This window comes from Butyrivibrio sp. (assembly GCF_017635265.1).
GTDB lineage: Bacteria > Bacillota > Clostridia > Lachnospirales > Lachnospiraceae > Butyrivibrio.
Genome location: NZ_JAGBLU010000099.1, coordinates 1 through 15,486, shown reverse-complemented (window position 1 = coordinate 15,486; position 15,486 = coordinate 1). Strand labels below are relative to the sequence as shown.

General features: G+C 40.1%; 14 protein-coding genes. All 14 read right to left on the bottom strand.

The features are described from left to right. Positions 1-13: 13 nt before the first annotated feature. Positions 14-958: a polyprenyl synthetase family protein gene (locus J6O61_RS11655; protein WP_292213329.1), complete on the bottom strand. Its 945-nt coding sequence runs from the start codon at positions 956-958 to the stop codon at positions 14-16. Further along, a complete protein-coding gene (gene xseB / locus J6O61_RS11650; RefSeq protein ID WP_292213327.1) occupies positions 959-1,192 on the bottom strand; it encodes an exodeoxyribonuclease VII small subunit in 234 nt (77 codons plus the stop codon). Continuing rightward, positions 1,176-2,351 (bottom strand): exodeoxyribonuclease VII large subunit, encoded by a 1,176-nt coding sequence (xseA, locus tag J6O61_RS11645; RefSeq protein WP_442861706.1) that lies wholly within the window; start codon positions 2,349-2,351, stop codon positions 1,176-1,178. The genes xseB and xseA overlap by 17 nt, the downstream gene beginning before the upstream one ends. Positions 2,352-2,388: 37 nt before the next feature. Beyond that, positions 2,389-2,790, bottom strand: a complete 402-nt coding sequence (nusB, locus tag J6O61_RS11640; RefSeq protein WP_292213322.1) for a transcription antitermination factor NusB — start codon at positions 2,788-2,790, stop codon at positions 2,389-2,391. A gap of 36 nt (positions 2,791-2,826) precedes the next feature. Beyond that, positions 2,827-3,180 carry an Asp23/Gls24 family envelope stress response protein gene (locus tag J6O61_RS11635; protein ID WP_292213320.1) on the bottom strand — a complete coding sequence of 118 codons (354 nt, stop codon included), beginning with the start codon at positions 3,178-3,180 and terminating at the stop codon, positions 2,827-2,829. 214 nt (positions 3,181-3,394) lie between these two features. Next, a complete protein-coding gene (locus J6O61_RS11630; protein ID WP_292213317.1) occupies positions 3,395-4,873 on the bottom strand; it encodes a transglutaminase domain-containing protein in 1,479 nt (492 codons plus the stop codon). Positions 4,874-4,901: 28 nt separating this feature from the next. After that, the gene (locus tag J6O61_RS11625) at positions 4,902-6,506 is read right to left on the bottom strand and encodes a peptide chain release factor 3 (RefSeq protein WP_292213315.1); all 1,605 of its coding nucleotides are present in this window, start codon (positions 6,504-6,506) and stop codon (positions 4,902-4,904) included. Between the two features lie 318 nt (positions 6,507-6,824). After that, the gene (locus tag J6O61_RS11620; RefSeq protein ID WP_292213313.1) at positions 6,825-8,915 is read right to left on the bottom strand and encodes a polyribonucleotide nucleotidyltransferase; all 2,091 of its coding nucleotides are present in this window, start codon (positions 8,913-8,915) and stop codon (positions 6,825-6,827) included. Between the two features lie 303 nt (positions 8,916-9,218). Beyond that, positions 9,219-9,485, bottom strand: a complete 267-nt coding sequence (gene rpsO, locus J6O61_RS11615) for a 30S ribosomal protein S15 (RefSeq protein WP_022775827.1) — start codon at positions 9,483-9,485, stop codon at positions 9,219-9,221. 156 nt (positions 9,486-9,641) lie between these two features. After that, entirely contained in the window at positions 9,642-10,313 is a 672-nt protein-coding gene (locus J6O61_RS11610) for an ABC transporter ATP-binding protein (protein ID WP_292213312.1), read from the bottom strand. Between the two features lie 9 nt (positions 10,314-10,322). Further along, positions 10,323-10,955, bottom strand: a complete 633-nt coding sequence (locus tag J6O61_RS11605) for a hypothetical protein (protein WP_292213311.1) — start codon at positions 10,953-10,955, stop codon at positions 10,323-10,325. A gap of 12 nt (positions 10,956-10,967) precedes the next feature. Continuing rightward, on the bottom strand, positions 10,968-12,275 hold the full coding sequence (locus tag J6O61_RS11600; protein WP_292213309.1) for an ABC transporter permease: 1,308 nt from the start codon (positions 12,273-12,275) through the stop codon (positions 10,968-10,970). Between the two features lie 17 nt (positions 12,276-12,292). Then, on the bottom strand, positions 12,293-13,972 hold the full coding sequence (locus tag J6O61_RS11595; protein ID WP_292213306.1) for an efflux RND transporter periplasmic adaptor subunit: 1,680 nt from the start codon (positions 13,970-13,972) through the stop codon (positions 12,293-12,295). Beyond that, on the bottom strand, positions 13,973-15,486 hold a 1,514-nt coding region (locus tag J6O61_RS11590; RefSeq protein ID WP_292213303.1), incomplete at its 5' end, for an efflux RND transporter periplasmic adaptor subunit.

Sequence of the window (15,486 nt, the reverse complement as noted above, 5' to 3'; positions counted from 1 at the left end):
TACAGTAACTATATTACTTTTTTCTGTAGATCATATACTGAAAAAGCTCATCAAGAAAAGATCCTTCAAATCCCATATCTTTAAGAAAACCGCTTGCCTGATCCGAAAGTTCTTTTACCTTTGCCTTGGCATTTTCCATTCCGTAAAGGCTTACATAAGTACTTTTTTTGTTCTTCTCATCAGAACCAATAGGCTTTCCAAGTTCTTCCAATGTACCCTCGATATCCAAGATATCATCCTGAATCTGAAAAGCAATTCCCACGCTGCTTCCGATTCTTTCCATTTTTTCAACCTTTTCCTTGTCAGCGCCACCTAAAACCGCACCGATCATAAGACTTGACTCTATGAGAGCACCTGTCTTATTTTCATCAATATATGAAAGCACATCTCTCATTTCCTTATCAGAAAGTCCTGTGGCATTCTCAGCCATTATATCAGCACACTGACCGCCAACCATTCCGTAAATACCGGCTTTATTGGCAAGAATACTCAAAGCTGCAAGATATCTGTTTGAAGTCTCTCCGTCATAGTCAGAGCAGCCTTTACCATTTATGGCACCACCAATGGCCGTTTCAAAAGCATAGTTTAAAAGACCGTCACCTGCAAGGGTTGCCATCCCTGCGCCATATACGGCATGAGTTGTCTTTCTTCCTCTTCTGTACTCGTCGTTATCCATTGCAGGAAGGTCGTCATGAACCAGAGAATAAGTGTGTATCATCTCAATAGCTGCCAGAAAAGGATTAATAATGCTTTCATCAAACTTATCGCCTGCAAAGAGCCTGTAAGACTCAAGCATCATGATAGGTCTTATCCTCTTTCCACCTGCCAAAAGAGAATAATTCATAGCCTCAAATACGCGCTTTGCATATCCTTCTTCTTTAGGTAAAAAAGTCTTTATAACATCTGAAACAACAGCGCTTTTTTCTTCAAGGCGCTTTGCAAAACTATCACCGCTCATTTATTCAAAATCCTCCAGATTGCCATCTGCCGCTATCTTCTGAACCTTTTGTTCAACTTCCTCAATAGCCTCATGGCAGTATTTAAGAAGCTCCATTCCTTCCCTGTACTCTTTAAAAGAGTCCTCAAGAGAAATGTCTTCCTTATCAAGAGATTGTATTTTCTTTTCTATTTCAGAAAAAGCCTCTTCTATTGAAAGCTTTTTTTCCTCTGTATTGTCATTCTTCTTTGCCATATGATAAAACCTTTGTTCCATCAACTGTGCCGGTTATGATTCCATCGGTAACATATATATTCAGCTTGTCACCTTCCTTAACCAGATCTATACTTTTAATATTTTTGCCGGACTCATCTGCTACATAGGAATATCCCCCTTTAAGCCTGTCAAGTGGCGACATCCCCTTTAGTTTCTCAATATCTATGTTTAACCTGTGCCTGTATAAGGAAATTTTCTTGTCAATTTTGGAATTCAAGCTATCTTCCAGCTTATCTGCTCTTAAAAGCCTGTCCCTTATTCTTCCCATAGGACTTAACAGCCTTAAATTCTCTTTGTATCTGTTTTCAGACAGTTTCATTTCTTTTATCCTGCTTTCCATGCTTTTGGTCAGGGTAAAAGCGTAGTCTCCTAAATCCTGAAGAAAGCGATCATATTCATATACCGCAAGCTCTGCAGCCGCAGAAGGAGTCGGAGCTCTTTTGTCAGAAACATAGTCAGCGATTGTTGTATCGGTCTCATGACCAACTGCAGATATAATTGGAATCGGACAATCAAATATTGCCTGAGCAACATTCTCCTCGTTGAATGCCCAAAGATCTTCGATAGAACCTCCACCACGTCCAACGATCATTACATCCACATTTTTCTCTGTCAGAGCATTTATTCCTCTGACTATACTCTCAGAAGCTTCTGCACCTTGTACTATGGCGGGATAAAGAATTATATGAACATGCGGATTTCTACGAGTAGCCACATTTATTATATCCCTCACTGCCGCACCAGTAGGAGCTGTAACTATCCCAAGAGTCGTTATGTATTTGGGAATAGGCTGCTTATATTCTTCTGCAAACATGCCGGATTCAGCTAGCCTTTTCTTTAGCTCTTCATATTTCTCATAAAGAGCTCCGGCGCCGTCAAGTTCAATTCTTCTGGCATAGAGCTGATATTTCCCATCTCTTTCAAATACATCTACTGTTCCGCTGGCCTTTACCTGCTGTCCCTCTTTCATCAAAAAAGAAAGACCGCCTCTCTCTTTATCTCCCCGGAACATTACACAAGAAATAGCACCACCGCCATCCTTTAGCGTAAAATAAATATGTCCGGATGAGTGGTACCTTAAATTACTCACTTCCCCCTTAATGGTAATCGTCCTAAGAAGGAAGTCCTGAGTAAACATATTTTTAATGTATGCATTAACCTGTGTGACTGTATACTCACTGCGCAAATTTAGCTAACACTCCATTTACAAAAGCAGGTGAACCATCCTGTCCAAACTTCTTGGCAAGTTCTACCGCTTCATTTATTGCTACACCTGTAGGAACGCTCTCGTCATATTTAATCTCATAGACAGCAAGACGTATGATAGTAAGATCAACTTTAGCCATACGTTTAGTATCCCATCCTGATGTAGCGGCATTTATTGCTTCATCAATCTCGGGAAGCTTTTCAGCAATCTTTTCATATTTCTCTCTTATCTGATCAGCATCCTTTTTGGAAAACTCTTCATCACTAACTGTTGTAAAAAGCTCTTCCTGTTCTGCCATTTCTTCAATGGAATTAAACTCAACACGAAAAAGCAGCATAAATATCTGCTCTCTCAGTAAACTTCTATTCATCACATTTTTCCTATTCTATAAAAATATATGGTTTAATCAGGCCTTAGGCATTGTAATACCGGCTATTCTGATATTAACATCAGTAACTTCAAGACCGGTCATGTTCTCGATTGAAGCCTTTACTTTTGTCTGTGCCTGCTGGCAGGTTGCCGGAATATTGTATCCATAAGCCATCATAAGTGCCAGATCAACCTTGACATCAGATGCATTTATCATAACTTTGGCACCCTTGGAAAGATTTTTACGACTTACTTTTTCAAGAATATCGCTTGTATAATTACCGGCCATAGCTGAAACACCATCAACTTCAAGAGCTGCAAGAGCTGCAATTCTGGCTACTACGTCATCTGCGATCTTAACAGATCCGATCTCTGCAATTTCTTTTCCCATTACTTGTCACCTCATTTTTTTACAATCATGAATCATTATACCATAATTCTAAGCTCAATAATACTTCACTAAGCGAGTCAGTATACCATATTTCTAAGCTCAATAATACTTCACTAAGAATTATGGTATCCTTATCGCTAAGTTCGAAAATACCTCACTAAGCGAGTCAGTATACCATATTTCTAAGCTCAATAATACTTATTCACCGCCGCTACTACAGCCAAAAGATTATTGTATTGGTATCTGCAAAAGTGGTGTAGGATACGGAAGCTGTATCTCCCTGCATATATTCAAATACCTTTCTGGCAGTTATCAATTCAGAAAACATACTATCGTATACTTCCTGATTCGCACATTTTATGGTCACATTGTTACTTCCGTCTTTGTACCTTCTGTCAAAAAGGTCCTTTACAAGAGACATTTCTGCTGATGTAAAGTACTCATCTTCACGCACATAATAATTATCTGCCATGCTGGAACAATTCGGCATATCAATAGTATCTGAAATTGTGTGATTCCTTAAAATATCAGCAGTAGTGACATTCAGATAATCATAGTTCACAGCAGGAAGCTTTGTTGCATCCGCGCTTTCACCGTTGGTTGTCTGATAAGAGGAATCTCCCCAGGTAACATCAATATAATAATAAGCGTCATTGCATTTTACAAGATTCCATGCATGTCTGATACCCTTTGAATTCTTGGTATCTACAGTACCTGTAACCAATGTACATTCAATTCCAAGTTTATTTAAAAGAAGCTGTGCAGCCTTGGAATATCCATTGCATACGCTTCTGCCATTTATAAAGACAGAGCATATATTCTGATTATCCGGAGATTCTATATCATATTCAGTATTGGAGATAAGATAATCATAAATATACTTAATGGCATAGTAATCATCTTCAGAAGATGGAGCATTTGCAAGGCATTTATTTACTGCCTCATTTACAGCAAGCTGTTTCTCTTCTACCTGATCCTTGTTATAAGTATAATTGCCGGTAAAAGAAATCTTGGTTATAACATTGTCGATAGTATAATTCGTGTAATGATATCCATCAACATAAAAAATTTCAGGGTGGTCTGCCATTACATACTCAAAAACCTGCTCTATCGCTTCGTCGCTTGTAGTTGAAACAATGATATCCGAAGCAAGATTCTGCAATATTACAAGCATTTCCACATACAAAGTCTTTCCGGCTTCTGTAAGCCTTTCATAAGCATAAAGCCCTTCCTGACTTTTTTTTATGTTTTCTATGCCGTTATCGGATAGCCCTATTTCTTCTCTTTCTCTTGCCTCTTCCTCATCGGTTTCTTTTGAAATCACAGTACCTTTAGCCGGTTTGGAATAAATTTTGGAATCAGCGCTTGCATCTTGGGCAGAGCTATCAGAAGTATCTTCTATTGTCACTTCATCTATTCTGACCTCAGCATATGAAGTTGCGGCATTGGCTGCAGATTCAGCCAAATCCTCCACAATTTCCAAACTCATTTCAGTAGTCGATGCAGCAGTTACTTCCGGTATAGCCTCATTTGAAGAATACACCGGATTATCAAGTTTGGAATCCTTAAGGCCGAGAGCCTCAAGATATTCATCAAGACTTGAATACTGACAACCCGAAAGACTGCCTGTGACAAGCACCATTGCTAATACTGCAGCTGCTATTCTTTTTGTTTTTCCAAGACCTTTCCCCAAATGTTCCCCCTCCAATTGTGAAATAGCTTTAATTCTTTTTGAACTCGGAAAGAATAAGTCCCTTGTTTCTCTCAATAGTCATGCCTACACTCCACTCATTAATAAACAATAGAAGTGGTCTGTCGTGCATATCTTTGATTTTTTTCATATCAGACGTGCCTACAAGTGTTGACATATCTATATCCTGATTATCAACCCATCTTATATACTCATATGGAAGATTCTCAAGGATTATATCAACATTGTACTCGCTTTGGAGCCTAAACTTCAATACATCAAACTGAAGAACACCAACTACACCAACAATAATTTCTTCAAGACCTGTGTTGTACTCCTGGAATATCTGAATGGCACCTTCCTGCGCAATCTGGGTAATTCCCTTAACAAACTGCTTACGCTTCATGGTATCCACCTGTCGAACCCTTGCAAAATGCTCAGGAGCGAAAGTCGGAATTCCCTCGTATACCACATTGTCTTTAGGCATACAAATAGTATCACCAATAGAGAAAATACCGGGATCAAACACACCCATAATATCTCCTGCGTAGGCTTCACTTAAAATCTTTCTCTCATCAGCCATAAGCTGCTGAGGCTGGGAAAGTCTCATAACCTTACCGCTCTGAACGTGCTTTACTTCACTATTTGCATCATAGCGACCTGAACAGATTCTCATGAATGCAACTCTGTCTCTGTGAGCTTTGTTCATGTTGGCCTGAATTTTAAAAACAAAAGCCGTAAAATCTCTCTCAAAAGGATCTATAAGCTCTCCGTCAGAAGACTTACGACCTGTAGGAGGAGTAGCCATTTTAAGGAAATGATGCAAAAACAACTCCACACCAAAGTTCTGAAGAGCTGAACCGAAAAATACCGGAGTAAGCTCTCCTGCACGTACTTTATCAATATCGTACTCTGCTCCGGCACCGTCAAGAAGCTCAATTTCACCCTGCAGCTTTTCAAATGCATCCTGTCCTATCTCACTGTCAATAGCAGCCTTGTCATTGAGATCAATAAAAGTTTCTTTTCCTTCTTTAGTACCCTTTTGTGTCTCAGAGAAAGTAACTATATGCCCTTCTCTTCTGTCATAGATTCCCTTGAAATTCTTACCTGAACCAATAGGCCAGTTCATAGGGCATGTTGCAATGCCAAGATTGTTCTCAATATCATCCAAAAGGTCAAAAGTATCTTTGGCATCACGATCCAGCTTGTTAATAAAAGTAAAAATCGGAATATGACTCATGGCACAAACTTTAAAGAGTTTTCTTGTCTGAGCCTCAACACCCTTACTGGCATCAATTACCATGACTGCAGAATCCGCAGCCATAAGAGTTCTGTAGGTATCCTCTGAGAAATCCTGATGTCCGGGCGTATCAAGAATGTTGATACAACACCCTTCAAAATTAAACTGAAGAACTGAAGATGTAACTGAGATACCTCTCTGTTTTTCAATTTCCATCCAGTCTGATACCGCATGTCTTGCTGTTGCCTTTCCCTTGACGCTGCCGGCCATATTTATAGCTCCTCCATAAAGAAGGAACTTCTCGGTAAGAGTCGTCTTACCAGCGTCAGGATGGGAAATTATCGCAAAAGTACGGCGCTTATTTATCTCACTAATTGTTTCTTTTGTATTACTCATTTCAAAATCCTTTTACTAAAACATTTACCGGTTGCTCACATCACAAATTGATACTCAATCAAGCATCCTAACTTCATCACAAATCACCACTCAATCAAGTGTCCTAACTTCATCACAAATCAACACTCAATCAAGTGTCATTAAAGATTATCAAACACATAAATAGACGCAAGCCTTCATGTTTACACACTTGGACTGCTTTAGAAAACGTTGGTACTTAGGCGGCGTTTTTCGACGCCTTAGTACCACTACGTTTTCTATAGAGTGAGAACGTCAGTCCAATGGGTAAACTTGAATCTTGCGTCACTTAACCTTAGTTCAGTCTTTAGGACAATCCTTGATTGAGAAGCTTATTCTTCCCATCTTATCCTTGCCAAGGCAGATAACTCTTACAGTATCTCCAAGTGTAAGAACATCTTCAACATGGTCAATTCTCTCTTTAGATACCTTGCTGATGTGAACCATACCCTCTTTGCCCGGAGCAAATTCAACAAATGCGCCGAACTCCTTGATGCTTACAACCTTACCTGTAAAGATCTGATCTTTCTCGAAGTCTGTAACAATAACATTGATCATGTTTACAGCTTCTGCAATCTTATCCTTATCTTCTCCGCAAACAGAAACCTGTCCATCATCTGTAATATCAATCTTAACACCTGTTCTGGCAATGATCTCGTTGATTGTCTTTCCACGCTGCCCAACAACATCACCAATCTTCTCAGGATCAATCTGCATAGAAACAATCTTAGGAGCATACTTGGAAACTTCCTTACGTGGCTCGGCAATTGCTTTGCTCATGCACTCATCCATAATAAAGAGTCTTGCCTCACGACACTGTGCAATGGCAGTCTCAACGATAGGCTTTGTAAGACCGTGAATCTTGATATCCATCTGGATAGCTGTGATACCGTCTCTTGTTCCTGTTACCTTAAAGTCCATATCACCGAAGAAATCTTCAAGTCCCTGAATATCTGTGAGCACAATGAAATCATCATCTGTATCACCGGTTACAAGACCGCAGCTGATACCTGCAACCATCTTCTTGATCGGAACACCTGCAGCCATAAGTGACATACATGATGCACATGTTGAAGCCATAGATGTTGATCCGTTTGACTCAAATGTCTCTGATACAGCACGGATTGCATATGGGAACTCATCAACACTTGGAAGAACCGGAAGAAGTGCTCTCTCTGCAAGAGCTCCGTGTCCGATTTCTCTACGTCCCGGTCCTCTTGAAACCTTTGTTTCACCTACTGAATAAGCAGGGAAGTTGTACTGATGAACATATCTCTTATCTGCTGCATAAGAATCAAGTCCTTCAACCTTCTGAGCCTCTGAAAGAGGTGCAAGTGTTACAACATCACAGATCTGTGTCTGTCCACGAGTGAACATAGCACTTCCGTGTACTCTAGGAATAAGATCAACCTCAGCTGAAAGTGGTCTGATCTGCTTTATGTCACGTCCGTCTGGTCTCTTGTGATCTTTAAGGATCATCTTACGAACTGTCTTTTTCTCGTACTGATAGATTGCTTCACCAAGGATTGCAAGCCACTCTTCGTTGTCTGCAAACTTCTCTGTGAGTCTGTCTGTAATCTCGGCAATGTTAGCTTCTCTTGTCTGCTTATCATCTGTAAATACAGCCTTTTCCATTTCTTCAGGCGGAACAACTTCTTTGATTGCTGCAAAAAGTTCCTCCGGAACTGCACAGCTTGTATATTCGTGTTTTGGCTTACCAACCTCAGCAACAATTCCTTTAAAGAACTCGATAATCTGAAGGTTTACGTCATGTGCCTTATAGATGGCTTCCTTCATCTTTTCTTCAGGAATCTCGTTGGCACCTGCCTCAATCATGATTACCTTCTGTCCTACAGATGCAACTGTGAGCTTAAGATCACCTGTATTCCACTGCTCCTGTGTAGGATTGACAATAAGTTCTCCATCAATCATACCGATCTGTGTCATTGCACATGGACCATCAAAAGGAATATCAGAGATTGATACTGAGATTGAAGCCCCCAGCATAGCAAGGAGTTCAGGACGGCACTGAGGATCAACTGCCATAACCATAGTCTCAATTGTTACATCATTTCTATAATCCTTAGGGAAAAGAGGACGCATAGGACGATCGATAACGCGGCTTGTAAGAATAGCGTTTTCAGAAGGCTTGCCCTCTCTCTTATTGTATCCACCCGGGAATTTACCTATAGCATAAAACTTCTCACCATACTCTACTGAAAGAGGAAAGAAATCAATTCCATCCCTTGGTTTAGCAGAAGCTGTTGCTGTACATAAAACTGTTGTGTCTCCATACTGCATGAAAGCGCAGCCATTTGCCTGTTTTCCGACTTTGCCGATCTCAACCTTAAGTGTACGGCCGGCAAGTTCCATTGAATAAGTCTTTACCATTTTTTCTCCTTCTACTGCTCATCCGCAGTCCATCATCTGCAATTCATCTCACGGAATTATCTCTAGGAAACTACATGTACTTCAGGTGCGTGTGCAGTTTAAACATTATTATTGACATATGGTTTTCAAGGTCATAATAAAAATCATGGAATCACAATCTTTATTATAACTTTGAATCCATACATCATTGTTTCATAAAACTAAAATTTTTATAACAGGAAATTCTAAAGATTTTCCTAATTATGCAAAAAACGGAATAGGCTGATGAATATACATCAGCCTTATCCCGTCTTCTTTAACAGATTACTTTCTAAGACCAAGGTCTGCGATAAGCTTACGATAAGCTTCGATATCCTTCTTCTTAAGGTATCCGAGAAGGCTACGTCTCTGACCTACCATCTTAAGAAGACCTCTTCTTGAGTGGTGATCCTTAGGGTTCTTATCAAGGTGAGCATTGAGCTCCTTAATTCTCTCTGTAAGGATAGCTACCTGAACCTCCGGTGAGCCTGTGTCGCCTGCTGTTCTTGCAAACTTGCTGATTACTTCTGTTTTCTTTTCTTTTGAAATCATTTCTTTTCTCCTTATAAATAATAATTCCTCCTAATACGCAGATAAAGGTTGGAGTATCCTGCATCCGAGTATAAGGTAGTCTGTTACCGTTGTCTGAACATTAAGTCAGCAACTAACATATGATAACATAGAAAGCAGATTATGTAAAGCAACTTCTCAATCCTCAGACAATTGCCCGTCTATAATATGCACTATTCTGGTTGCGTTTTTTGCAACATTCAAATCATGTGTGATCATAACAATAGTATGCCCCATTTCGTTAAGATCCTTAAACAGCTTAAGAACATCCTGACCGCTTGATCTGTCAAGGGCTCCGGTAGGTTCGTCCGCCAAAAGAATTGCCGGCTCTCCCACAAGTGCTCTTGCTATGGAGACACGCTGCTTCTGACCTCCTGACAATTCATTTGGTTTGTGACGCAGTCTGTGGTCAAGTCCCAAGAGTTTTATAGTATCAAGGCACTTATCTTCTGCTTCCTGTGTGGTCATTCCTCTTACAATAAGCGGCATTATGATATTCTGAAGGATATTGTAGGTAGGAATCAGTTGATAATTCTGGAAAATAAACCCTATCTCCTTATTCCTGATATTTCCAAGATCCTGCTCTTCCATCGTATGAATGGCCTGTCCATCAAGATAATACTCCCCTGTATCCGTGATGTCCATGCATCCTATTATATTCATCAGGGTTGTCTTACCTGAACCGGAAGGTCCTAAAATAGCCACAAACTCCCCTTCGTCAACATTGAAGTTTATATTTTTTAATATCTGCACCTTATCCTCTCCAAGATCAAAGCCTTTACAGATATTAACCATTTTGATCATGCTCATGGCATTTCCTCACTCAATCACCCAAATTTTATCAATTATCTCTGTTCCCTTTTCCAAAGCTATAGCTATTACATTTTCCTTTGAAAGAGACGTAAAGGTTGCACTGGTTCCCAGCTTTGTAATCACCTTTGTTCCGACAGGAATCTGATACAATGCTGTTTCACCTGTAGAAACATAAGAAGATTCATTACTAAAACCTCCTCTTTCATTTTCTTTTGCCTGATCTGTATTCTCACTTACAAGGCTTACATTAATATTGTTGCCGACAATAGAATCAATTTGCGCATATACAAGTTCCTGATCTTCAGAAATTTTTATTTGTGCCTCGGAATTTTTCTGAGCCTGCACGTTCTGATAAAACCGATATCCTGTAAATGATGCAATGGCAATAACCAAAACTACCGAAATAATAATAATGATTTTTTTCCTCTTTTGCTTCTTTCTGGCTTCCTGAAGTGCTTTGTATTCTCTTGCCTTCTCCTGTATTTTTCTGTCCTCGGCAAGTTCCCTTGCAAGTTCAGGATCATCTTCGAAAATTTTATCTGATGCAATTTCACCGAGAGCTGCATCTTCAGTCAAAAGAGCTTTCTTTTCTTCAGAGGTTTCTTTTATCTTACGATTTTTATTAGTTTCTTTTTCCATAGCTTATCCTCTTTATTCCTGATTAAGAGCCACAATCGGCACAAGAATTGATGCCTTGTATGCAGGATAAAAACCAAATACCGTACCGGTAAATACACCGAACAGAAGGGATAAAACGGCGCCTGCCACTGACAAAGAAACTGTCATATCAAAGCTCTCAATTATCGGGGTAAGCCCGATTGCACATAAAACTCCCACAATCGAACCGATCAGCGAAATAGTACTTGCTTCCAGAAGGAATTCCAAAAGAATATCCTTCTGACTGCATCCTATGGCCTTTAAAATACCAATCTCATTTGTACGTTCTTTTACCGATACAAATAAGACATTCATGATTCCAATACCTCCGACCACAAACACTATGGCAGCCATAGCATACAAAAGAAGTGTAAGTGTTCTGTTTGACTGATTTGCTGCCTCCATTTTGGAACCGGCATCGGATATTGTAAAAGTTGCATTGGGATAAGACTCTCCAAGAACAGTCTCAATATTTGTTTTAATCGTATCAACCTGATTGGTATCCTCAGCTATAACTGTAATTGTAGGACTTATATCAGTACCGGTAAGATATTTGATTCCGGTCTCATACGGAACAAATATTGCACTGTCCGGACTTATTCCCGAAGCTACGGTTCCAACTTCCGTAAGGATTCCTTTTACCGTATAGGATCTGTCATCAATGTATATGGTTTCATCATACGCATCATAGGCGCTTCCAAATACTTCCTTGGCAACATCAAACCCAAGGACACAATATTTGTTCTTATAAGTGTCATCATCTTCTTCAATAAAAGAACCAATGGCAAGCTCAAGATTTGACATATCCGCATAATTATATTTAACACCGGCCACTGTGTACGAAGTAGACTCATCAAGTTCTCCTCCGTCTACAGTAGCACTTGTGGTGTAGGACATTGTTCCGGAAGAAAGCCCCGGAACAAATGTCATTATTTCTTCCATGTCATCCGTTGTGAGAGTCACTGTGTTTTTGTTCTGGTTTCCACCCCCTCCGGGAAAGCCTCCGCCCATCATGCCTCCGCCGCTATTTCTTGCTGATGGCATTCCTGATCCACCGCCGAATCCGCCAAAGCCGCCCTGCTGATTATATGATGAGCTTGTAGCGTCATAGGCTATATCAATCGCTCCGGCATTAAGGTTTTTAAACTGTTCCGCAACATCTTCCTTACCACCGGTACCTATGGCAATGACCAGCATAATGGTTGCCGCACCAACCACAATTCCAAAACTTGTAAGAATTACTTTTGATTTGTTCTGTGACAGATTGAGCCACACCAATCTGAAAATTTCTGATAATCTCATGTTTTTGCCCTATGCCTTTAATTTACAGTACTTTCAATTATTACCGTGTCACCTTCGGATAGTCCCGACTTTATTTCTACACTGCTGCCATCAGAAAATCCTGTTTCAACTGTTACAGTCTTTATCTTTCCATTTGCATCCTTCACTTTGACCGTTGAAACTCCGTTTTCTCTTGTAACAGCTCTGTTGGAAATATACAGTACCTCTTCTGTATCCTGTGTTATGAACGTAACATCAGATGTCATACCTGTATAAAGCTGCGACAAATTATCTCCCGAAAGTGTAACTGTGATTTCATAAGATGTGGTTGCACTGCTGCTGTCATATGTTGCGTCTCCCACATCGGTGACTGTAGCAGAAAACAGCTCATCAGAAAATGCTTCTATATAAACGTTTGCTTCTGCACCAAGCTGTGCCGAGCCGATATCGTCCTCGTCAACATCAACCGTTACAGTAACTTCATCATAGTCATTTACAACCAAAATGCTGCTGTCTGAGTAAAGCTCATCACCTGCAGATATGCTGACTTCGGAAATTGCTCCGTTGTATCCTGACACAATTACATCATCAACTATATATTTATCAAATTCCTCCAGCTTTTCCTGAGCGTTTTCCAGATCATCTTCAGCCATTCTGACTGCTAGATCAGCCTGAAGCTTGGTTACATCTCTTATTTCCTCTGCATCGTTGTAATAAAGACTGTGTACATCATATGTGGTTTTAGCTTCAATAACTCCCAGATCATATGCTTTTTTTGCATCCTCAAGGGCTATTTCCAGTTCCTGAATCGTTGTTTCCTGTTCACTTATAGTTTCTGTTAAAGTCTCAATTTCCTCTTCACAGGCATCATATAATTCCTGAGCCTCTTCCCTTATATTTTCAGCATCGACCCATGCATAAGTAGCTGTGGTAACATCTATGTTATTGACCGTATATTCAGCATTTGTGACAAGAGCTTTGAGCTGTGGAAGGTCCTCTAAGTCTTCCGAAAGCTGCTCTTTATATTCCAAAAGAGCTTCATTTGCCTCATCCAGTTCATCCTGAGCATCATCTATTGCATCCTGAAGCTGTTGAATACTCGTATCATACTCACTTTGAGCGTAACTGCCATACATCTCATTAATACTATATGTCGAATCAGCAGAAAGGTCTGTTACCTGCTGTTCAGCCAAAGCCTGATCATAGGTGTTCTGAGCAGAAACCACGTCCTCTTCAAGATCTGCTCTTATCTTACTTACACTCTCACTACTGAGTCTGGCAATTTTATCTCCCTCGGAAATAACCTGTCCGACAGTTACATATACCTCCTCAACCTCAAGTACTCTGGTGTCTGAATCCGAATCTGAAGTGGAAGTACTCTGACTGTTGCCACCTCCCATCATTCCTCCGGGAGTCCCAAAAGAAAAACCATCTGTACTTGTAGTATATTCACTGATATCGATATCCAGAGTTTGAGAAGATGTTCCAACCGTGATAGTTCCTGATTCTGTGACACCTACTGTAAGTGTTCCGTATGTTACTGTCTCTTCCTTATAAGCAACCTGACCTGATTTGCTTTTTTGTCCCAAAACAGCAGATCCAATCAGAACAACAACCAGTATCAGTGCTATTCCTCCATATAATCCGGCAGCTTTTTTCTTGTTTTTTAAAGTCCATTCCCGAATTTTGCCAAATAAATCGGCCACTTTTTTTCTCATTTACCTGCTACCTCCCGGCATCATATTTCCACCAGGCATACCGCCTTGACCCTGCATATTGCCGTTTCCTAAAGGCATATCAGATCCGCTATCTTTATCTCCGCCCTGAGTCTGTGTACCTTTAGCATCTCCGTTTGCACCGCCGGATGATTCCATGCCCGAAATATCTGTCTGCGTAGTATCCATAAGTTCCTTCTGACTTGCACTTACTTTACTTTGAATATAAACAGAATCACCTTCCGAAAGTCCTTCTGTAACTTCTGTTACAGAGCCGTTTGAAAATCCGGTTGTAATTTTCTTTTTCTCATAATCATTTCCTGATTGTACATACACATATGTCTTTTCATCCTCATAGACTATTGCCTGTTCAGAGACATAGAGCACATCACTTACAGAATCGGTTACAAAGGTAACGTCTGCAGTCATTCCACCGTACAATTTGCTTGTGTCCCCCAAAATATCAATAGTTACAGGGTAACTTACAGTTGTAGAGTGATTGTCGGAAACAGTTGTCGTGATGGCACTGACCTCACCTTCCCAGCTTTCATCTTCATAAGCCGAAAACTTTAATGTCACGCTATCACCTACGGAAACTGATTTTATGTCTTCTTCGGAAATATCGATGGAAACCGTAAAATCATCTTCCTGCGTATAAGTAACCATTGCACCGGTTTCTTCAAGTTCATCTCCGGCTTCATAGTTAACTGCAGTTACTATGCCACTTCCGTTTGCATAGATAATTCCATCATCCCCCACAAAAGAGTTAAAAGCTTCAAGTTCTTCATTGGCTTCATCCAGATCATTTTGGGCTTCTGTCATAGTCTCTTCAAGTGTGTTTGCAGAATACGAATAGACATCATCTGAAAGCTCGCCATTTAATGTTGTGGATTTATATGTATTATCAGCTTCTGCTTTCTGAACTGCCAACGCTTCCTGAGCCTGCAAAAGAGCTGTCTGATCATCTGCAATCTGATCCTTATCCTCTTCAATCTGATCCTTCATAGACTCAATTTCATCATAAATTTTGTCATAGGCACTTTGGGCTTCTTCCATTTCCTGCTTATTGGCTGTATAGGCACCAAAATTCTGAACATCAGTATCATTAAATATATTTGTTGCAGCCACAAGCTCCAGATAAGCTTCATCGAGAGATTCCAAAAGTTCTTCATCCTGAAGATCCTCTTCAAGAGCAGCAATTTCTGCAGTAAGAGCTTCTATATCACCGGTATAGATTGTAATTTGAGCCTGTAATTCCTGAACTGTAGCATTATATAATTTACCGGCATTTCCGGCAGAAACATTAGTTTCGGTTTCTGTGTTTTCAGCTTCCAAAACTCCAATGTTGTACTCCTGTTCTGCTTCTGCCAATGCAATTTTTGCATCTGCCTGATTTGATTCCAAAAGTCTCTTAACCGAAGCTACGGAAGCCTCCGTAAGCTTAAATAACGCCTCTCCTTCGGTTATTCTCTGTCCCATAGTTACATAGACTTCTTCAATCTCAAGATTCTTGGACT

Coding starts and splice junctions, on each gene's coding strand:
- J6O61_RS11635 (WP_292213320.1), bottom strand. CDS start 3,180: ATGGGAAAAGAAATTGCAGAGATCGGATCTGTTAAGATCGCAGATGAC.
- rpsO (WP_022775827.1), bottom strand. CDS start 9,485: ATGATTTCAAAAGAAAAGAAAACAGAAGTAATCAGCAAGTTTGCAAGA.
- xseA (WP_442861706.1), bottom strand. CDS start 2,351: ATGTTTACTCAGGACTTCCTTCTTAGGACGATTACCATTAAGGGGGAA.
- J6O61_RS11610 (WP_292213312.1), bottom strand. CDS start 10,313: ATGAGCATGATCAAAATGGTTAATATCTGTAAAGGCTTTGATCTTGGA.
- J6O61_RS11605 (WP_292213311.1), bottom strand. CDS start 10,955: ATGGAAAAAGAAACTAATAAAAATCGTAAGATAAAAGAAACCTCTGAA.
- J6O61_RS11655 (WP_292213329.1), bottom strand. CDS start 958: ATGAGCGGTGATAGTTTTGCAAAGCGCCTTGAAGAAAAAAGCGCTGTT.
- xseB (WP_292213327.1), bottom strand. CDS start 1,192: ATGGCAAAGAAGAATGACAATACAGAGGAAAAAAAGCTTTCAATAGAA.
- nusB (WP_292213322.1), bottom strand. CDS start 2,790: ATGAATAGAAGTTTACTGAGAGAGCAGATATTTATGCTGCTTTTTCGT.
- J6O61_RS11600 (WP_292213309.1), bottom strand. CDS start 12,275: ATGAGATTATCAGAAATTTTCAGATTGGTGTGGCTCAATCTGTCACAG.
- J6O61_RS11625 (WP_292213315.1), bottom strand. CDS start 6,506: ATGAGTAATACAAAAGAAACAATTAGTGAGATAAATAAGCGCCGTACT.
- J6O61_RS11620 (WP_292213313.1), bottom strand. CDS start 8,915: ATGGTAAAGACTTATTCAATGGAACTTGCCGGCCGTACACTTAAGGTT.
- J6O61_RS11595 (WP_292213306.1), bottom strand. CDS start 13,972: ATGAGAAAAAAAGTGGCCGATTTATTTGGCAAAATTCGGGAATGGACT.